Raw genomic sequence first — 18,270 nt, 5'->3', positions numbered from 1 at the left:
TTTCCGTGACGCGCGAATGTCCGGGGGATATTCGCGGCCGGAAAACTCCCAACCGCAAGGGCGGGAGGAAGCACGCTCAGGTTCTTACCTCACCCGCACATCCGCAGTAACCGAACCCTGCGCCTGCACCGGCATGTAAAGCCCGCTGCCATAGACCCCGATCTTGCCATGCTCGATGCTGTCGAGCGTGAACGAAAGCCGCATGTCCCCTGCATCGACATCGGCCAACCCTGCCCGCACTTGCTCGACGATCCGAGCATAGTCGGCTTGGAAGTCCTCAACCAGCGCTGCCTCGATCGCACTGCGGATCTCCTCCATCTGGATGATCCGTACGAGCGCGTCGCCCGTCATCAGGTCCATGTCGCCGAAAATGCGCAGATCCTCGATCCTGACAAGCTCGCTACCGGCCACTGTGACGGGCTTCCCGGTCAACCAAACCTCGCCCTTGGAACGACCCCAGCTTCGCCCGGTGCGCTTGCCGACGGGTTCAGCCTCGGCCTGTATGCCCACGGCGATGCGACCACCCCCGGTGGCGAAAACTTCGACCGATTCGAAATCGATCTCGACCCGCCCCAGATCCTCTCTCTCGATCCCTTTTTCCGCCAGATTGCCCAGCGCCCGCAGGATCACCGGCTCCAGCTGCGCATAGTCGGCCATAACCGGCACGGTCGCTGCAAACCCGCCGCCCTGTTCGACCCCCGAATTGCGCGGCAGCTTCCGGCGTTCCGGGTCGGCGGGACGGGCCCCTACATAGACCCGCGTGTGCGCCATCACGAACACGTCGGTCACCAGCTCCTTGCCGCGAACGCGAAAAGAACCAACGCCTGCCTCCTGCGGGGCGATGGTGAGCCAGACCGGTGGGTTCTCCCTGCTGAGCGAAAGCGTGGCGAACCCTTGGGTCCATAGCTGTTCGACGCGCGGCTTGATCGCGATCCGCCCGATCTCGCGATTGAGGGCTCTTTCGACGCCGCGCATGACCTGCTGCAACTCGCGGTCGGCGGGTTTGGTAAAGGTCACCCGCTGGCCGAGGATGTCGATGCCGGGTTCATTGGTCCAGCGATAGTCGAGATCGAGATCCGATTGCGCCCGCCAGTCGCGTCCGACCGACAGTCGCACGCTAAGTTCCATCACCGCTGAACCGGTAGCGGTCTCCTGCTTGATAACCCCGCCAATGTCGCGGGCAGTAACGGTTGCATTGACGGGAATGCGCGCGACCAACCGGTTGCCCTTGCCAACCAGGGAAATCCTCCCGCGATCGACCTGCCCTGTCACCCGGCATTTGACCTTGGGTGTCTTGCCCAGTTTCTGGCCCAGGACCTTGATGTTCTTCTGCGGGACGCAGGTATCCATCTGGCGGTCGACCGCCCACAATCGGCGGGGGACATCGGTTTCCAAAGCCCGCCGCAGGGTCTCCAGCGGAACGCCGATAGTCGTAACCAGGACCGTCTCGCCGTCATCGATTCCGGGGGCACTTTCCACCCGTTGCGGCTTGTCATAGCTTTCGATGCGGACGCGGGTTTCCAGCAGGTACCAAACTGTCACCGCACCTATGCCGACCAACACCAGCAGGGCGACTGCCGCTATGACCCATTTACGCATTGGGCAGCCCCGCAATGTGACCCATGGCTTTCCCCCTCGTGCCAATGGTTTAGCCTAATTTCCGACCTGATGCGAGGCCAGCTCTTGCGCTGGCTGCCAAGGTGCGGGATTGAGGCAGCGATGAGCACTGTCCACGCCCTGCACAGCGACGAAGCTAGCCTGGTGCTGGAGCACGACTTGGCGCGAGGGCTCCTTTGGCGGCATTGCGGCGCGCGGGTCGATGCCGAACAGCTTGTTCCGAGCGCAGAGACACGCGGGCCGGCACCATTCTCGCTCAACCAGGATATTGGCCAGGCTCTGGTCCCGCCTTCCGGCCTCGGCTGGTTCGGGCCTGCTCTTGTCGAATTGCGGACGCCGTCGGGCGAGTCGCTGCTTTTCGCGGCGGATGAGACAAGGGTCGAGCAGGATGACGGGCATTTGGCCTGCACGGTTGCAGACAGTGTCGCTGGCCTGACAATTCGCCTGGAAATAACCCGGCTCGAAGGCGGTGCCTTTCGGTTTGCAACCGCGATCACCAACGACGGCAAGGCCGCCGTTTCAGTCGCTGCGCTTGCCAGCCTCCAGCTTCCCCTGGCAGCACCAAGCCAGAAAATCCTCTCGTGGCGCGGGCGGCACAATGCCGAGCTGCACGAATGCATCGAAGCCTTGCCACAACAGCGCTGGGAGAAAGTCGCACGGCAAGGACTGCCCGGCCATGGCGGGCCACCGGGACTGTTCGTGCTGGGAAATGGTACGGGCTGGCACCAAGGCATTGCGGTGGCGGTGCAACTGCAATGGTCCGGCAACAGTACATTCGCGATCGAGCGACACGACGAAGGCTACTGGACACTGTCCGCCAATGCCTCGCTCGCACCCGGTGAAGTCGTTTTGGAGCCGGGCGAAACCTATGCTGCCCCTCCTGCCCTGCTCGCAATCTCCGTGCACGGGCGAAACGGAGCGACGGCCCAACATCACGCTGCCATCCGTGGCATGATCGACTGGCCGAGAGGCGAAATGAGCCCGCGCCCCGTCCATCTCAACAGCTGGGAGGCGGTCTATTTCCGCCATGATGCAGAGCGGATCGGCCAACTGGCACGATCGGGCAGCGACATCGGAATCGAGCGCTTCGTCCTGGACGATGGCTGGTTCAAGGGGCGCCGTAACGATATGGCTGGGCTCGGGGATTGGGACCCGGACCCTGAAACCTATCCCCACGGCCTTGCCCCGCTGGCGCAGGACGTCGAGGCCATGGGTCAGCAGTTCGGCCTGTGGGTTGAGCCGGAGATGGTCAACCCCGACAGCGACCTCTACCGCGAACATCCCGATTGGGCCCTCTCGCTTGAAGGCCGCGACCAGCCGACCGCTCGTAACCAGCTGGTGCTGGACCTGCGGCGCGAGGATGTGCGCGACTACCTGTTCGGCAAGCTCGACGCGGTCCTGAAGAGTGCTCCGGTCAGTTACCTGAAATGGGATCACAACCGAGCCCATGCCCCGTTGGGCGGGGCAGCGCAGGTACGCGGGACGTACGAATTGCTAGCCCGGGTCCGCGCAGCACACCCCGATGTCGAGATCGAAGGCTGCTCGGCCGGGGGCGGACGCAGCGATGCAGGCATGGTGCCCCATGTCCATCGGTTCTGGACCAGCGACAATATCGATGCAGTCGCGCGCGTCCAGATGCAGCGCGAGTTCCTCGCCTTCCTGCCGCCTGAAATGATGGGGACCCATGTCGGGGGCAGCCCGGCGCATGTTACCGGTCGCCGCCACGCGCTGCCCTATCGCTGTGCGATCGCCACCATGGGTCACATGGGGGTCGAACTCGATCCCGGCACGCTCGATGAGAATGAACGCGCAGAGCTGGCACGCTGGATTGGCTTCTACAAGCGATGGCGGCACTTGCTGCATGGCACAGCCTGCTTGCTGGGCGAGGGAGCCGACGACCTGCTTTGGCAAGCGTCAGGGACGGCAAGTCACATGCTGCTTTACTGTATCCGCACAAATCCCGCGCAAGACCTGCGGCCCCAACCTGTATTGCTGCCGTTCGCAGCGGATTCAGCTGAATGGGACGTGCGACTCCTGGAACTGGCCGAAGAGCCTGCCCACAGCTTCCCGCGCGCAGCGATCTTTCACCAGATGAAGGAAGGGCCAGTGCGGTTCAGCGGCAGCTGGCTGGCCAATGCGGGGTTGCCGACGCCGGTACAGAAGGCCGAGAGCGTCGCAATTTTCGAGCTGAAACGCGCTTAACCGCGCCCGCGATAGCCCTGCACGCCCTGCTCCGGGACCCAAAGCCCCTCCGGTGCCGGCCCGGTTTGCCAGAACACGTCGATGGGAATGCCGCCGCGAGGATACCAGTAGCCGCCAATGCGCAGCCACTTCGGCTGCATTTCCCTTGCCAGCCGCTGGCCAATACCGACTGTCACGTCTTCGTGGAAACCATTGTGGTTACGGAAGCTGCCGAGGAACAGCTTGAGGCTCTTGGATTCGACAATGGTGTCGCCCGGCGCATAGTCGATCACCAGATGTGCGAAATCGGGTGCACCGGTTACCGGGCACAGTGAGGTGAATTCCGGCGCGGCAAAGCGCACCAGGTACAACGCGCCTTTGCGCGGGTTGGGCACATAGTCGAGTACCGCCGCTTCGGGAGAAGCCGGCAGGCCCGTCTGCTTACCGAGGAATTGGGGTTGAGGTGTGTCGCTCATGCCGCGCATCTGCCGCGATCTTGCGCAAAGCACAAGCTGGCCGTTGGACACGAGCGATTCAGAGCCTATTCAGCGCCGCCCCTCATGGGACAGGCTTTCCCGCAATTGAATTCGATGAAACATCTGATCTCTCTTCCCTTGCTGGCGCTTGGTCTCGCCTTCGCCGCTGCCGTCCCTGCAGCTGCCCAGTCGGCCAATGACTTCCAGTTGCCACCCAATCCGGCGCCAAGTTCCACCCCGCGCCCGCAGGGTCCGGTCGATGATAGCGGCGTCGTTCCCATCGGCCCGCGCGCAATCCCTACGGCTAGTCCGACGCTTACTCCGCGCCCGACAGCAGAGCCAACGCCTACGCCCACTCCGGCACCGAGCCCGCGCCCGACCGGCAGCAGCACGGCGATCCGTTCTCAGGCCCCTGTTCGCACGGACCAGCCGTTCGAGCAGCCGGTCCCCGCGGCCACAGCACCCTCCGGCCCAAGTATCGCCGATCCCTTGCCTCCGCAGCCTGATACGGACGGGAACCCGACACCGTCGCTGGACTTGCCCGATACAACGGCCACTACGGCAGCCAGTGAGGCCGATTCATCACCGCCATTCACCTTGCCAGAGTGGTGGTGGATCGCGGCGCTTGCGGCAGGTCTGGCCGCTTTGCTCGCAGTCGCGTTGGTATTCTGGCGACGGCGCCGCGCAGCGGCTCCTGCGCCGGAGATTGAGCGTCCTCGGCTGGCTGGAATAGACAGCGAAGCGCAAGGCGATCCGCTGCGCTATCTCAAGGTCGAAATCGAAGCCGTGCGCATCAGTCGCTCTGTGATGGCATCGACGCTTAGCTACCGGATCACGCTGACCAACCGCGCCGCCACTTCGATCCGCAACATCTCGCTCGACGGCGACCTTACCAGCGCCCACGGGCGCGCCCCGATTGCCGAGCAGATGGCAGACACTCTGACGGCGCTGCCACAGGTACATGTCATCGATCATCTCGGCCCGGGACAGCGCAAGAGCTTCACAGGCGACTTGCGGCTCGAACTGAGAAACGTGCGACCGATCCAGCAGGGCAATGTCCCCATCTATATCCCGCTGGTCCGGCTCAAGGCATCGGCAGCGGCGGCAGAGCCGAAAGCCTTTACCTTCGTGGTCGGCAAGCGCCCTGGCCAACCTGGAGGCAGGCTGCAGCCTTTCCGGCTCGACACTCCTCCTCAAACCTATGCCGAGATCGACGCTCGCCCCCTGACATAGGCGCGCGCAAGCATCTCGACGTGCGCGGGCGAGGCGGCTAGGCCTGCTTCGCATGGATATGTTGGTTTCGACACAATGGCTGGCGTTCGAACTGGGCGCTGACGATCTCGTCGTGCTCGATGCGTCGCTGCACTTGCCGCAGACCGACCGCAACGCAGCCGAAGAATTCGCCGCTGCGCATATCCCCGGGGCACGTTTCCTCGACCTGGCAAGCGTCCACCAGCCCGGCTCTTCCATGCCCGGCAAGATCCCCGACGCCATACACCTGGAATCGCGCCTGGCGATCCTGGGCGTCGCACCCGGCAGCCGCATCGTGCTGTATGACGATTCCGCGCTGCGGACGGCGTGCCGCGCATGGTTCCTGCTGAAGATGTTCGGGCTCGACGATGTCGCTGTGCTCGACGGAGGCTTTACCAAGTGGCGCGAAGAGGGGCGCCCACTGGAAACCGAGCGCCCGCCGGCGGGCAAGGTGCCCGGCATCACTCTGTTGCCCGACACTACCCTGCTCCGCGACAAGCAAGCCATGCTCGCCAATTGCGATACCGGAGCAGAACAGGTCGTCGATGCGCGCGATGCAGAGCGCTTCACCGGCGAAGCCGAGGACCTGATCCACAATTTGCCCGGCGGCCACATCCCCGGAGCCCGCAATGTGTGTTTTTCCGACCTTTTGCGTGAAGACGGGACATTCCGCCCGATTGACGAAATGCGTTGGGCCTTCGAGGATGCCGGGATTTCGCTCGACGATCCCATCATCACCAGTTGCGGCAGCGGAGTGACCGCATCGGTCCTGGTCTTCGCGCTGCATCTGATGGGGATCACTACAGTCGCGCTCTACGATGGCAGCTGGTCGGAATGGGGTGGCGACCCGGCAACGCCCAAGGAAACGGGAGCGGCACGCTGAGCGAGGACAAACCGAAGCGACCGGGTACCAGGCTCGTCGAGGCAGGTCGTCGCCAGGAATGGACCGGGCCGGTGGTCAATCCGCCGGTATGGCGTGCGAGCACGCATCTCTATCCCAACGAGGCGGCGCGCAAGGCAGCACAGGCCAACAATGTCGACGGCCAGTTCTACTACGGTCGCCGCGGCGCACCGACCCAATGGTCGCTGTGCGAAGCGCTGACCGAGATCGAACCGGGGGCGTTTGGCACCGTCATTTACCCCAGCGGGACAGCAGCGATCGTGCAGGCCTTGATGGCGGTGCTGCGCCCGGGTGATGTTTTGCTGGTAACCGACAATGCCTACGAGCCCAGCCGCAATATCGCCAGCGGGATCCTCAAGCGGTTCGGGGTTACCCCGCGCTTCTTCGATCCGCTGGATGTCGAAGGTTTTGCCGCGCAGTTCTGCGACAAGACCAAGGCGGTGCTGTTCGAGAGCCCGGGCAGCCTGACAATGGAAGTGCAGGACATCCCGGCTCTTTCTGCGGTCGCACGCGAGAAGGGCGCGGTCTCGCTGATCGACAACACCTGGGCCTCACCGCTTGGCTTCCCGGCACTGGAGCGGGGCTGTGACATCTCCATCATGTCTTTGACCAAGCATGTCTCCGGACATTCCGACGTGATGATGGGCTCCGCCAGCGCGCGCGATGAGCGGCTTTACAAGCGCCTGCGCGCAACCGCGCAGCAGATGGGCAATATCGTCTCCCCCGACGATGCTGCACTTATGCTGCGGGGACTGAGGACCATGGAAGTCCGGCTCGAGCGCGAAACCAAGAGCGCGCTAGCGATTGCAGGGTGGCTTTCAGGCCGGGAAGAGGTGGCACACGTGCTCTGCCCGCTCTTGCCCGCCGCCCCAGGTCACGACCTGTGGCAGCGCGACTTTACCGGCGGCTGCGGCCTGCTCTCCTTCATCCTCAGAGGCAGGAGGGAGGAGCAGCGTGCAGCATTTGTCGATACGCTTGAGTTGTTCGGCATCGGTTACAGCTGGGGCGGGTTCGAGAGCCTCGTTATCCCCTTCGATCCTAAGGGGATACGCACGGCAACCCCTTGGCCGCCTGGCGGCTGGGATATGGACGACCGGCTCGGTATCAGGCTATCGGTCGGGCTCGAAGACCCGCAGGACCTGATCGAAGATCTCGATCGAGCCTTTACAGCGATGGACCAAGCATGACGACAGCCGCGCCTGCCGCCACTTCAACCGCCACGCCGACCGCGTTAGCACCCCCTGAAGCCGTGCCGTTGGTCAATCCGGCCACCGGCGAGCCGCTGCTCGATCCCGAAACCGGGGAGCAACTGACCGGTATTCCTGCGCAGCAACCGACCCAGTACCTCGACCCGGCAACCGGCGACGTCATGCTGAATCCGGAAACCGGCGATCCGCTAATCGCGACACCGCAGCCGACGCCAACGCCAGAGCCTTCGCCGACTGAAGCCATTGCTGCGGCCGACAATGCCAGGGAAGCCATGAGCGAGAAGAGCGAGACCATCGGCGACATGGTCGATTCGATGGATGCCATGGCCATCGAACTGGGCGACATGCGGCTGTCCCTGTGGGACGTGCTTTACGCTTCAGCGATAGTCCTGTTGGTCATCCTTGCCGCCTGGGTCTTCACCAAGGCTGCCCATGCCCTGCTCAGCCGCTTTACCCGGCTCGACGAAACGCAGCGCCTGCTGTCCGAAAAAATCACCACTATCGTTGTGTGGGCTGCAGCCTTCTTCCTTGGCATCGACTTGCTCGGGATCGACCTGACAGCGCTTGCGGTATTCTCCGGCGCATTCGGCCTTGCCATCGGTTTCGGCCTGCAGAAGACCTTCGGTAACCTGATCGCCGGGATCATCCTGCTGATGGACAAGTCGATCAAGCCGGGCGACGTCATCGCCATTGCCGACCAGTCGGGCGCTTCAACCTTCGGCCAGATCCGCAAGATCGGCATCCGGGCGGTGTCGATCACCACGCGCGACCAGAAGGAATACCTGATCCCGAACGAAAACCTGATGATCAACCAGGTCGAGAACTGGTCCTATTCCAGCAAGAATGTGCGGGTGCAGGTGCCGGTCGGGATCAGCTACAATTGCGATATCAAACTGGCCGAGAAACTGATGCTGGAGGCTGCCAAGAGCGTCAAACGCATCAAGAAGACTCCGCCACCCACGATCTGGCTCGACCAGTATGGCGAAAGCTCGGTCGATTTTGTCATCCATTGCTGGATCTCCGACCCCGAAGACGGGATCGGCAATGTGCGTTCGGAAGTGCTCAAGAAGCTGTGGGACCTGTTCCAGGAAGCAGGTATCGAAATACCGTTCCCCCAGCGCGATATCAACTTGCGCAGCAACGAACAGTTCGACCAGCTGGTCGCAGCAATAAGCCAACGGGTGCACAGCGACGGCAAAGGCTAGCTACCCGGCCGGCAATTCCCGCTTCTGAAATTGTTGCTTCGTGACCCTGTAGTGGTGATTTCAAAATCGAAACTACCAGACCTGCCATGCATTCTCGTTGGCTGTTTCCGGCCCAAGCGACGAAATTGGCTGCATGGCACAAACCGGAACCATCTATCTCGTGGGCGCTGGCCCCGGCGACGCGGACTTGCTCACCCTGCGGGCCGCCACGCTGCTTCAGTCAGCCAAGCTGGTGGTACATGACGGGCTAGTCGACCCTTCGATCCTTGCGCTCGTAGGGTCGGACGCGACGATGATATCTGTCGCCAAGAGCCGGTCGAAGCATACCCTGCGGCAGGATGACATCAATGCCCTGCTGGTGCGCGAAGCGCTCGCCGGGCGCGACGTAATCCGACTCAAGGGCGGTGATCCCTTCATCTTCGGTCGCGGCGGTGAAGAGGCGGAGGCAGCCCACGCCGCCGGCGTCCCGGTCGAGGTTGTTCCGGGTATCAGCGCCGCCAACGGCGCTGCCGCAGCGGCCCAGATCGCGCTCACGCATCGTGAAGCCTCCAGCATGGTCACTTTCGTGGCCGGACAGTGCAAGGGGCTGGCCGACCAGGATTGGGCCGGACTTGCCGGCAAGGGCCGCACTCTGGTGATCTACATGGGCGTCAAGACCGCTCCTCAGATCGCCGAAAAGCTGATGGCCGATGGCCTGGCACCTGACATGCCGGTTGCGGTCATCGAGAATGGTGCTCGCCCAACCATGCGCGTGCTGCGCGGCGTACTGGCCGCGCTCCCGGAAATCGTATCGCGAGAGAGGGTTGTTACCCCGGCCCTCATCGTGATTGGCGAGGTCGCCGCACGACCCCCAAAAGGCGGCCTCGCCTCCCCCGATACTGCACTCGCCGCACTGGCGAAGGAGGCATTTCAATGAGAATCCTGACCGGAAACGACCTCAAAAGCGGGGCCGTCGTATGGTGGGACGGCACCGGCTGGTCCGCCTATGTCGACCACGCTGTCGACGTCGGCGACCGCGCCAATGAAGTCGCTGCGCGAGAGGAATCCGCCCGCCGCGTCAACGCCCCCTATGCTATCGATGCCGAACGCACCGAACAGGGCGTGCGACCTGCCCACATCAAGGACCGCGTCCGGGCTTTGGGTCCGACCGTTCGGCCTGACCTTACCCTCAAACCCTCCGAGCCCGACATCGGCAGCTGGGTGATCTGACATGTATCGCTATGACCAATACGACCAGGCCATGGTCGACACGCGCGTGGAGGAATTCCGCGACCAGACCCGCCGCCGACTGGAAGGCAGGCTGAGCGAAGACCAGTTCAAGCCGCTGCGGCTGATGAACGGGCTCTATCTCCAGCTGCACGCCTACATGCTGCGGGTCGCCATCCCTTATGGCACGCTGGACAGCCGCCAGATGCATGCGCTGGCCGATATCGCCGACAAGTACGACCGCGGATACGGCCATTTCACCACGCGGCAGAACATCCAGTACAACTGGATCAAGCTGGCCGACGCGCCCGACCTGCTGGCCGACCTTGCCAAGGTCGAAATGCACGCGATCCAGACCAGCGGCAATTGCATCCGCAATATCTCGTCCGATCATTTCGCCGGCGCTGCGGCGGATGAGCTCGTAGATCCAAGGCCTTACGCTGAATTGCTCAGGCAGTGGTCGAGCTTCCACCCCGAATTCAGCTATTTGCCGCGCAAGTTCAAGATCGCCGTGATCGCCAGCGATGCCGACCGCGCAGCAATGAAGCTGCACGATATTGGCATCCAGATCGTGAAGAACGACAGCGGCGAGCTGGGCGCGGCATTCTATGTCGGTGGCGGCATGGGCCGGACCCCGATGATCGCTCCGCTGATCCGCGATTTCGTGCCGCTCGACCATCTGGTGACCTATGCCGAGGCCTGTCTGCGGGTCTACAACCGCCACGGCCGCCGCGACAACAAGTACAAGGCTCGCATCAAGATCCTCGTCCATGAAATGGGGGCGGAGGAATACACCCGCCAGGTCGAAGAAGAGTTCTCCCATCTGCTGGAGCAGGGCGTGGAGCCCCCGCTTGCAGAACTGGAACGGATCAAGCCTTTCTTCGAAGCGCCTGCTTTCCAGGATGCGAGCGGTGACACCGCGGACCGCAGCGATCCCGACTTTGCACTCTGGGTCGATCGCAACACCCATCCGCACAAGCGCGAGGGCTATGTCTCCGCCGTCATCAGCCTCAAGCCCGTTGGCGGCATCCCCGGTGACGCTTCCGCACACCAGATGCATGTGATGGCCGAGCTGGCAAAGGCCTATTCATTCGACGAGCTCAGGGTCATGCATACGCAGAACATCGTCCTGCCGCATGTCCGCAAGGCCGATCTCTACACACTGTGGCGAACGCTTGAAGCGGAAGGCCTCGGCACTCCAAACCTCGACCAGATCGACGATATCATCGCCTGCCCGGGGCTCGACTATTGCAGCCTCGCCAACGCCCGCTCGATCCCGATAGCGCAGAAGATCTCCGAACGCTTCGCCGCAAATGGCAAGGGCGATACGTTGGGCGAGCTCAAGCTCAAGATCAGCGGTTGCATCAACGCCTGCGGACATCACCATGCCGGCCATATCGGCATTCTCGGCGTCGACCGGAAAGGTACTGAGAACTACCAGCTGCTGCTCGGGGGCAGCGAGGCGGCGGATACTTCGCTCGCAAAGATTACCGGCCCCGGTTTCGACGAGGACGGCATTGTCGACGCGGTCGAAACTGTGTCCGATCTCTATCTCCAGCAACGCGAGGATGGCGAACGCTTCCTCGATACCTATCGTCGCATTGGCATGGCCCCGTTCAAGGAGGCGCTTTATGGATAACCTGCACCCACATCCGTTCGTGCTGAGCCTGTCGAAGCACGGCGGCGCGACACTCTTCGACAAGCTGAGGGTGAACGGAGGTTGGAATGGCTGATTCATTTGGTACCAGCCCCGACGACGTCCAGTTCCGCTTCCGTGATGACGAGACTGCCGACATCGCACAGGTCACCGTCGATAGCTTCCTGGAGCAGGACGATGCCGCAGCGGTGCGGATCGAGCCCGGCGACGATGCCAGCGCGCTGATCCCGCATCTCACCCGGCTGAGGCTGGTCGAAGTCAACTTCCCGGTTTTCGGTGACGGGCGCGGTTATTCCTCCGCCCGCACATTGCGCGAGGCCGGCTATTCCGGCGAGCTGCGCGCCGTTGGCGATGTCCTGGTCGACCAGCTGGCCTATATGCGGCGCTGCGGTTTCGACAGCTTCGCGCCTGACAAGCCGCTCGACGAGGATGATGCACAGGCCGCGCTCGAGCGCTGGCCCTATGCCTACCAGTCGGCCGCCGATGCCCGCCGCACAATTGCAGAGTTACGCCATGAATGAACTGCGCGCCATCGACCGGATCGAGACCGGCCCGCGTTTTAGCGAGCATGACGCGGTTCGGCTCAACCGTATGTTTCGCGGTTCAAGCGCGCAGGAGATGCTCGAAGCGGTGATCCGTGACAACCTCGCGGGCGAGATCGCGGTGGTTTCCAGCTTCGGCGCGGAAAGCGCGGTGCTGCTGCACCTGATTGCCGAGGTCGACCCCGGCGTACCGGTGCTGTTCCTCGAGACCGGCAAGCATTTTCCCGAGACGCTGGCCTATCGCGACGAGCTGGTCGAGCGCATCGGGCTCAAGAACCTCGTCAATATCTACCCATGCCTCGGCGAACTTGAGACACGCGACGAGACCGGCCTGCGCTGGTCCTATGACCCCGATGGCTGCTGCGAGATTCGCAAGGTCAAGCCACTGGCGCGCGCGCTGGTTGGCTATGACGCGACCTTCACCGGGCGCAAGGCGTTCCAGTCCAGCACCCGCGCCAACTTGCCGCGGTTCGAGATCGACACTTCGGACGAACAGGGCCGGCTCAAGATCAATCCACTGATCGACTGGAATGCGAGCAACATCGAAGGCTACATGATCGAGCACGACCTGCCGCGCCACCCGCTGGTAGCGCTGGGCTATCCCTCGATCGGCTGCTCCCCCTGCACCCACAAGGTCGCCCCGGGCGAAGACCCGCGCTCCGGTCGCTGGAAAGGGTGGGACAAGACCGAATGCGGTATCCACACCCCGCTGGGGCCGGACGGCGAACTGCCGCCGGGTTATGAGCCGGCGTTCTGAATACCTGAACGAGTTTGCATACTCAGACTTGTCCGCGACCGCGCAAAGGTGCAGCACGCATGGGTGAAGCGCGAATTGCCCGTTGATTCAGGACAACAACGGCTAGCCTTCAGGCTAGCCGTGACAGGAGTCCTTGCGATCATTGCGGCAATGACCGTCGGGCCGATGTTCTCCCCGACGGAATTTTCCTGGGTTGCTCATTCAACATCCGAACAGGCGGGCCAGCACTTGCCCGGCGCATGGATCATGCGTAGCGGATTTGTTGCCTATGGGTTGGGCACTTTAGCCGCTGCTACACTGACCTGGCACAGAAGATCATGGGTATCGGCGGCGCTGGCCCTGTTCGGAATCGGGCTGGTTGCAACCGCCATTTGGTCAAACGCCCCCATTGTCCCGGATCTTCCGGTCGATCTGCATCAGGACTGGCTGCATTCGATCGCCTCAGCTGTCGTCGGCACTGCATTTGCGGCGGCTTGCGCAGCTCGCTTGTTTCTTCCCGGAGGACAGCACCGAGACCGGGTGGCCTGGTGTGGCCTAATCATCTCCGTACTCGTCCCAATGGCAATGGGCTGGCTACCGGAACTGCGCGGATTGCTGCAACGCGCGATGTTCGCTTACAGCTTTCTGTTCGTTCTGCGCGAATTCAGACCCGGCTAGAGCCAGCCTTCCTCTTTGTACCACCGTGCCGTGGCCTTCAGGCCTTCGCGAGTAGGGATTTTCGGTTTCCAGAGCGATTCCGGTGGTTTGGCATCTATACCTGAGACCCAGTCGGGGTGGCACATATAGCCAACCCGATCGAATGTGAGCTTGGCGTTGGCACCACGCAACTTCATATCCACCTTCGCAGCAAGGTCCAACATCGTACGCGAAAGGCGCGGTACGAACGGTCGCTTGCCAAGGGACCAGCCGATCGCGCGGGCAAGTTCGCGGTGCTCCCAGCCGCCGTTCTTCCCGTCGTCGGGCTCGAAAGTCTTTCCAGTCGTCTCTTCACTTGACGGCAACACAGCCAGCAGCAACCGCGCAAGGTCGCCGACGTGAATCATGGACGCATGGCCGCTCTCCGGCATCGGCACAACGCCGCGATTGGCCATCTTGAACAGGTCCAGCATCTCGCCGTCGCGCGGACCATAGACTGCCGGCGGGCGAATAATGGTCCAATCAAGCCCGCTCGCCCGTACCAGCTTCTCTGCCCGCGCCTTCGACGCACCATAAGTGGACAGCTCGGGTTCGCGCGCGGCCAGTGAAGATACGAAAATGAAACGCGACACGCGTGCAGCCAACGCAGCTTCGATGATGTTGAGGGTGCCGGTGACATTGGCCGCTTCGAAGTCTGCCGGGTCGGTCGCGCGCACCTGCCCTGCGATATGAACGACAGCGTCTACACGATCGACAAGTTGTTCAAGTGCCGGTGGCGCAGCCAGATCTCCCCGGACCCATTCCACACCGCGCGTCTCGCCAGGAATCTTGCGAGCGAGAGAGCGCAGCTTCACATCTCTTTGTGCCGCAAGGTCAATCAGAGCCTGCCCGACAAAGCCGGTCCCGCCGGTGATAGCGACGGTCATAGCATCACCATGTGATCGCGATGGATCACCGCCGCGCGTGGAGCGTAGCCGAGCAACTCGGCCTGTTCGTCGGCACGCTTGCCAGCGATCGCCTGCACTTCGTGGACGGGATACTCGCTCAGCCCCTGCGCGATGGCCTGGCCTTTGACATTGCAGATCTTGACCAGGTCGCCGCGCCCGAAATTGCCGGAAACGCCAACGATACCAGCCGCCAATAAGCTGGCCCCCTTGCCCAGCGCTTCAGCGCAGCCGGCATCCACCCGCAGCGTGCCAAGCGGGGCCATTCGCCCGCCCAACCAGCCCTTGCGTGCGCCGGCCCCGGATTGCGCGAGGAACAGCGTGCCGATTCCCTCACCCAACGACCGATCGAGTGGCGTGTCACAGGTGCCATTGACAATAGCGAGCACCACCCCGGCACGAGTTGCGATATCTGCGGCCTGCAGCTTGGACACCATGCCGCCCGAACCCAGGCCCGATGCAGTTTCGGCGGTCGCCATCGCGCGGATGGTTTCATCCAGTTGTTCGACAATCGGGACCAGCTTCGCGCCGTCGTCAGACGGGTTGCGATCAAACAGACCGTCGACGTCGCTCAGCAGCAACACTGCACTGGCGCCTGCCGCCTGACCCACCCGCGCCGCCAGCCTGTCGTTGTCGCCGAAGCGGATTTCCTCCGTCGCGACGCTGTCGTTCTCGTTGATGACCGGCACTGCGCCCGCTTCGAGCAGTCGTTCCAGCGTGGCCGAGGCATTGAGGTAACGGCTGCGATCTTCCAGGTCGTCGAGCGTCAACAGCATTTGCGCCGCCACCAGGCCATGCCGTGCCAGACCTTCCGACCACAGTCGCGCAAGTGCGATTTGGCCAACCGAAGCCGCTGCCTGGGCGTCGGCAAGGCTGCGCCGTCCGCGTTCGGGCAAGCCCAGCTGCGCCGCACCCAGCGCGATGGCGCCGGAACTCACGATAATAGTCTTCTGTCCCGCTGCGTGCAGACCGGCCAGCTCCTTGACCAGCCCCGCCAGCCACGCCTCGCGCGGTTGGCCGTCAGGCCCGACCAGCAACGAGGATCCGAGCTTGACCACCAGTAGCGGGCAAGCGCGTGTGTCGCGAAGGTCAGTGAGCTTGCCGATCAGATGGGCGACCATTCGCCTTCTCCGTCGGATTCTTCCTCAGGACCGGCCTTGGTCTCTGTCGCCGTCTGTTCAGGCAAGTATCCCAGCACGGCGTCGAGCAGTTGCTCGATCCCCGCCCCGGTGGCACCGGAAATGGCGAACACCTCTTCAGCCCCTGCTTCGAGCAGCTCTTCAGCAAAGCCCGCGACCAGTTCTTCGTCCGCGAGGTCTAGCTTGTTGAGCGCCACCAACTGCGGCTTGGCGATCAGGTCAGCGCCATAGGCCTCTAGCTCGGCATTGACAGTCCGGAAGGCTTCGGCCGGATCCTCGCCAGAGATATCGACAAGGTGGATCAGCACGCGGCAGCGCTCGATATGACCCAGGAAGCGATCGCCGATCCCCGCCCCATCCGCCGCGCCTTCGATCAGGCCGGGAATGTCTGCCAGCACGAATTCGCGACCTTTGTGGCGCACGACGCCCAGCTTGGGCACCAGCGTGGTGAAGGCATAGTGCCCGACCTTGGCCTTGGCATTGGACACAGCGTTGATGAAAGTACTCTTGCCGGCATTGGGCAAGCCGAGCAGGCCCACATCGGCCAGCAGCTTCAGCCGCAGCCAGACCCACATTTCCTCACCCGGCTCGCCCGGCTGGTGCTGGCGCGGGGCCCGGTTGGTCGAGCTCTTGTAGCTGGCGTTGCCGCGCCCGCCCATGCCGCCTTCGAGGAAGACGATTCGCTGGCCGACCTCTGTGAAGTCCGCCAGCACCTCCTCCTTGTCTTCAGAGAGGATCTGCGTGCCCACAGGAACCTTGATCACCAGGTCCTTGGCCCCGGCCCCCGTGCGGTCACGACCCATGCCATGCCCGCCCCGCGCGGCCTTGAAATGTTGCGAATAGCGGAAGTCGATGAGGGTATTGAGGCCCTGCACCGCCTCGAACACGATATCGCCGCCCTTGCCGCCATTACCGCCATCAGGCCCGCCATACTCGATATACTTCTCGCGCCGGAAGCTTACCGCTCCCGGCCCACCGGCACCGGATTTGAGATAGATTTTGGCTTGGTCAAGGAAATGCATAGCGGTTCAGGTAGTCACGAAAGGTGTTGAGCGCCAGCCTATTGGCTCGGCGGCGGAGCACGGTGCGGAGCGCCGCAAGCGCGACTGCGCGCCCGCAGCGATTGGACCGTCAGGCCCCTTGAGCGAGGAAATCGCACACCGGATGGCGTGCGAAAAACAAACAATCCAGCTTCTCGCTGCGCGAGATGCTGGTGGAGCCGAGGGGAATCGAACCCCTGACCTCGTCATTGCGAACGACGCGCTCTACCAACTGAGCTACGGCCCCGACACAGGTCCCACCACCCTATGCCGGGCGGCAGGACGGGGGCATTTACCGAAATGGGACCGGCGTGCAAAGCGCAAATCCGGGAGCGCTGCAGCTATTCGTCGTCGTCCGGATTGCCCTGGACAACAGGCTCCGACGTAAAGACGATGCCCTGGTCCGATGTAGGTGCCGTCTCGAAGCCGGGTTCTGCGTCCGTTTCAGAATCTGCCGCACTGCTCACACCCGGATCAACCGCTTGCAGCGTAGCGTCTTCCGCGGGGAGTTCGGCAACGATTACCGGAGCAGCCGCGGGTTGTGTTTCAGGGGCGGGCGCGGGCATCACAGTCACTGTCCCTACCGTTTCGGGGTAGGCAGCGCCTTCCGGCGTCTCGCGATAGAGCACCTGTTCGCCCGCTGTCGGTCCAAGCGAACCATCGCGCACCCAGTCAGGGACCGGCGTTCCCGGCACGGCATCGGGACCGTATGTCGCAGTCCAGCTTGCCAGTCGGGTCTCGTAGTTCTCGTATGAACGGAAGAAATCCTCGAACACCGCTTCGAGTTGGGGCAGCGACCGCGCGGCGAAGCTGTCGAGATCGCCAGAGGCGACCGCGCCGGAATCATTGCTGACAAGCAGAGCAGCGTCGCAGAAGTCGTTCAGCGCCGGCGGCAAGGCGAAGTAGTTGTAGACCTTGGTCATATAGTCATCGAGCTGGCTCTGCCCCTGGCGGCGGCCATATTCGGCGCGGAACTCCTCCAGGATCTTGCCGCTGGTATTGCGCAGCGGGCGCTCGAACCGGGTCAGGAACGACTTGTAAGCGGGGAGGATGCCAGCATGCCGGGGGCCGAGGCAGTTGAGCGCAGCCACATTGAGAGCCGAGCGCAAGTTCCACGTCGTCTGCGCGGTCGTGAGGCCATTATTGACGGTCAGCCGCTGACCATTGAGGCCGACCGCAGGAATCGTCATGAAAGCCGAGGCACCGCGCGGCGGATAGGGCTTGGGCGGGATCAGCTTGACCACCGGCGGCGGAGGCGGAGGCGGCGGAGGTGGGGGCGGAGGAGGCGGTGTCGCGCACCCGGCGAGCACGGCAAGGCCCGCAGCAACAGCGACCAGGCGCAACCGCATCGGCTGCGACTTCTTGGACGACACGGGAACCGATGCGGGGGCGGTCATGCGGGGCAACCTCTCTTGTTTCTTGCAAAACTTGCCCAGCCCCACTGTACCGGGGCTGAAGCGCCCTTCCTAGTCGCCGCTCGCGGATAAGAAAATGCCCGAGGTGCGGATTG

At 63.2% G+C, this 18,270-nt stretch carries 17 protein-coding genes and 1 tRNA gene; 11 read left to right on the top strand and 7 right to left on the bottom strand.

Annotated elements, in window-relative coordinates; all coding sequences use genetic code 11:
* Positions 1-84 precede the first annotated feature (84 nt).
* A complete protein-coding gene (locus tag QPW08_RS05240) occupies positions 85-1,599 on the bottom strand; it encodes a DUF4403 family protein (RefSeq protein ID WP_284124684.1) in 1,515 nt (504 codons plus the stop codon).
* A 120-nt stretch (positions 1,600-1,719) separates the two neighbouring features.
* Between QPW08_RS05240 and QPW08_RS05235 the strand changes: the two genes are divergently transcribed.
* Entirely contained in the window at positions 1,720-3,819 is a 2,100-nt protein-coding gene (locus QPW08_RS05235) for an alpha-galactosidase (protein ID WP_284124683.1), read from the top strand.
* Here the strand turns inward: QPW08_RS05235 and queF are convergent.
* Positions 3,816-4,274 (bottom strand): preQ(1) synthase, encoded by a 459-nt coding sequence (gene queF, locus QPW08_RS05230; RefSeq protein ID WP_284124682.1) that lies wholly within the window; start codon positions 4,272-4,274, stop codon positions 3,816-3,818. The two genes, QPW08_RS05235 and queF, sit on opposite strands and share 4 nt — an antisense overlap.
* Before the next feature lie 114 nt (positions 4,275-4,388).
* Between queF and QPW08_RS05225 the strand changes: the two genes are divergently transcribed.
* The 10 genes from QPW08_RS05225 (at position 4,389) to QPW08_RS05180 (ending at position 13,658) form a co-directional block, all read left to right on the top strand.
* Entirely contained in the window at positions 4,389-5,507 is a 1,119-nt protein-coding gene (locus tag QPW08_RS05225; RefSeq protein ID WP_284124681.1) for a hypothetical protein, read from the top strand.
* A 52-nt stretch (positions 5,508-5,559) separates the two neighbouring features.
* Positions 5,560-6,408: a sulfurtransferase gene (locus QPW08_RS05220; RefSeq protein ID WP_284124680.1), complete on the top strand. Its 849-nt coding sequence runs from the start codon at positions 5,560-5,562 to the stop codon at positions 6,406-6,408.
* On the top strand, positions 6,360-7,613 hold the full coding sequence (metC, locus tag QPW08_RS05215; protein WP_284124679.1) for a cystathionine beta-lyase: 1,254 nt from the start codon (positions 6,360-6,362) through the stop codon (positions 7,611-7,613). Before QPW08_RS05220 ends, metC begins: the two co-directional genes overlap by 49 nt.
* Entirely contained in the window at positions 7,610-8,839 is a 1,230-nt protein-coding gene (locus QPW08_RS05210) for a mechanosensitive ion channel family protein (RefSeq protein ID WP_284124678.1), read from the top strand. The genes metC and QPW08_RS05210 overlap by 4 nt, the downstream gene beginning before the upstream one ends.
* 133 nt (positions 8,840-8,972) lie before the next feature.
* Positions 8,973-9,755: a uroporphyrinogen-III C-methyltransferase gene (gene cobA / locus QPW08_RS05205; RefSeq protein WP_284124677.1), complete on the top strand. Its 783-nt coding sequence runs from the start codon at positions 8,973-8,975 to the stop codon at positions 9,753-9,755.
* On the top strand, positions 9,752-10,048 hold the full coding sequence (locus QPW08_RS05200; protein WP_284124676.1) for a DUF2849 domain-containing protein: 297 nt from the start codon (positions 9,752-9,754) through the stop codon (positions 10,046-10,048). Before cobA ends, QPW08_RS05200 begins: the two co-directional genes overlap by 4 nt.
* A gap of 1 nt (position 10,049) precedes the next feature.
* The gene (locus QPW08_RS05195; RefSeq protein ID WP_284124675.1) at positions 10,050-11,684 is read left to right on the top strand and encodes a nitrite/sulfite reductase; all 1,635 of its coding nucleotides are present in this window, start codon (positions 10,050-10,052) and stop codon (positions 11,682-11,684) included.
* 86 nt (positions 11,685-11,770) lie between these two features.
* A complete protein-coding gene (locus tag QPW08_RS05190) occupies positions 11,771-12,223 on the top strand; it encodes a DUF934 domain-containing protein (protein ID WP_284124674.1) in 453 nt (150 codons plus the stop codon).
* Positions 12,216-13,001 (top strand): phosphoadenylyl-sulfate reductase, encoded by a 786-nt coding sequence (locus tag QPW08_RS05185; RefSeq protein ID WP_284124673.1) that lies wholly within the window; start codon positions 12,216-12,218, stop codon positions 12,999-13,001. Before QPW08_RS05190 ends, QPW08_RS05185 begins: the two co-directional genes overlap by 8 nt.
* 48 nt (positions 13,002-13,049) lie before the next feature.
* Positions 13,050-13,658 carry a DUF998 domain-containing protein gene (locus QPW08_RS05180; RefSeq protein ID WP_326521299.1) on the top strand — a complete coding sequence of 203 codons (609 nt, stop codon included), beginning with the start codon at positions 13,050-13,052 and terminating at the stop codon, positions 13,656-13,658.
* On the opposite strand, the gene QPW08_RS05175 is transcribed toward QPW08_RS05180, so the two are convergent.
* The 5 genes from QPW08_RS05175 to QPW08_RS05155 form a co-directional block, all read right to left on the bottom strand.
* On the bottom strand, positions 13,655-14,563 hold the full coding sequence (locus tag QPW08_RS05175; RefSeq protein WP_284124672.1) for an NAD-dependent epimerase/dehydratase family protein: 909 nt from the start codon (positions 14,561-14,563) through the stop codon (positions 13,655-13,657). The genes QPW08_RS05180 and QPW08_RS05175 overlap by 4 nt on opposite strands.
* The gene (gene proB / locus QPW08_RS05170; RefSeq protein WP_284124671.1) at positions 14,560-15,702 is read right to left on the bottom strand and encodes a glutamate 5-kinase; all 1,143 of its coding nucleotides are present in this window, start codon (positions 15,700-15,702) and stop codon (positions 14,560-14,562) included. The genes QPW08_RS05175 and proB overlap by 4 nt, the downstream gene beginning before the upstream one ends.
* A complete protein-coding gene (obgE, locus tag QPW08_RS05165; protein WP_284124670.1) occupies positions 15,687-16,742 on the bottom strand; it encodes a GTPase ObgE in 1,056 nt (351 codons plus the stop codon). Before obgE ends, proB begins: the two co-directional genes overlap by 16 nt.
* A 189-nt stretch (positions 16,743-16,931) precedes the next feature.
* Positions 16,932-17,007: transfer RNA gene (locus QPW08_RS05160), tRNA-Ala, on the bottom strand.
* 94 nt (positions 17,008-17,101) lie between these two features.
* Positions 17,102-18,157, bottom strand: coding sequence for a hypothetical protein (locus QPW08_RS05155; RefSeq protein ID WP_284124669.1), 1,056 nt, complete (start codon positions 18,155-18,157; stop codon positions 17,102-17,104).
* Positions 18,158-18,270: the final 113 nt, after the last annotated feature.

The sequence above is a fragment of the Parerythrobacter aestuarii genome (genome assembly GCF_030140925.1).
Lineage (GTDB): Bacteria > Pseudomonadota > Alphaproteobacteria > Sphingomonadales > Sphingomonadaceae > Parerythrobacter > Parerythrobacter aestuarii.
This window is presented reverse-complemented; position numbering and strand designations above follow the sequence as displayed.

Bases quoted from the DNA above. Each gene is read 5' to 3' on its own strand.
- QPW08_RS05240 (WP_284124684.1), bottom strand. From the start codon at position 1,599: ATGCGTAAATGGGTCATAGCGGCAGTCGCCCTGCTGGTGTTGGTCGGC.
- QPW08_RS05235 (WP_284124683.1), top strand. From the start codon at position 1,720: ATGAGCACTGTCCACGCCCTGCACAGCGACGAAGCTAGCCTGGTGCTG.
- queF (WP_284124682.1), bottom strand. From the start codon at position 4,274: ATGAGCGACACACCTCAACCCCAATTCCTCGGTAAGCAGACGGGCCTG.
- QPW08_RS05225 (WP_284124681.1), top strand. From the start codon at position 4,389: ATGAAACATCTGATCTCTCTTCCCTTGCTGGCGCTTGGTCTCGCCTTC.
- QPW08_RS05220 (WP_284124680.1), top strand. From the start codon at position 5,560: ATGGATATGTTGGTTTCGACACAATGGCTGGCGTTCGAACTGGGCGCT.
- metC (WP_284124679.1), top strand. From the start codon at position 6,360: ATGGGGTGGCGACCCGGCAACGCCCAAGGAAACGGGAGCGGCACGCTG.
- QPW08_RS05210 (WP_284124678.1), top strand. From the start codon at position 7,610: ATGACGACAGCCGCGCCTGCCGCCACTTCAACCGCCACGCCGACCGCG.
- cobA (WP_284124677.1), top strand. From the start codon at position 8,973: ATGGCACAAACCGGAACCATCTATCTCGTGGGCGCTGGCCCCGGCGAC.
- QPW08_RS05200 (WP_284124676.1), top strand. From the start codon at position 9,752: ATGAGAATCCTGACCGGAAACGACCTCAAAAGCGGGGCCGTCGTATGG.
- QPW08_RS05195 (WP_284124675.1), top strand. From the start codon at position 10,050: ATGTATCGCTATGACCAATACGACCAGGCCATGGTCGACACGCGCGTG.
- QPW08_RS05190 (WP_284124674.1), top strand. From the start codon at position 11,771: ATGGCTGATTCATTTGGTACCAGCCCCGACGACGTCCAGTTCCGCTTC.
- QPW08_RS05185 (WP_284124673.1), top strand. From the start codon at position 12,216: ATGAATGAACTGCGCGCCATCGACCGGATCGAGACCGGCCCGCGTTTT.
- QPW08_RS05175 (WP_284124672.1), bottom strand. From the start codon at position 14,563: ATGACCGTCGCTATCACCGGCGGGACCGGCTTTGTCGGGCAGGCTCTG.
- proB (WP_284124671.1), bottom strand. From the start codon at position 15,702: ATGGTCGCCCATCTGATCGGCAAGCTCACTGACCTTCGCGACACACGC.
- obgE (WP_284124670.1), bottom strand. From the start codon at position 16,742: ATGCATTTCCTTGACCAAGCCAAAATCTATCTCAAATCCGGTGCCGGT.
- QPW08_RS05155 (WP_284124669.1), bottom strand. From the start codon at position 18,157: ATGACCGCCCCCGCATCGGTTCCCGTGTCGTCCAAGAAGTCGCAGCCG.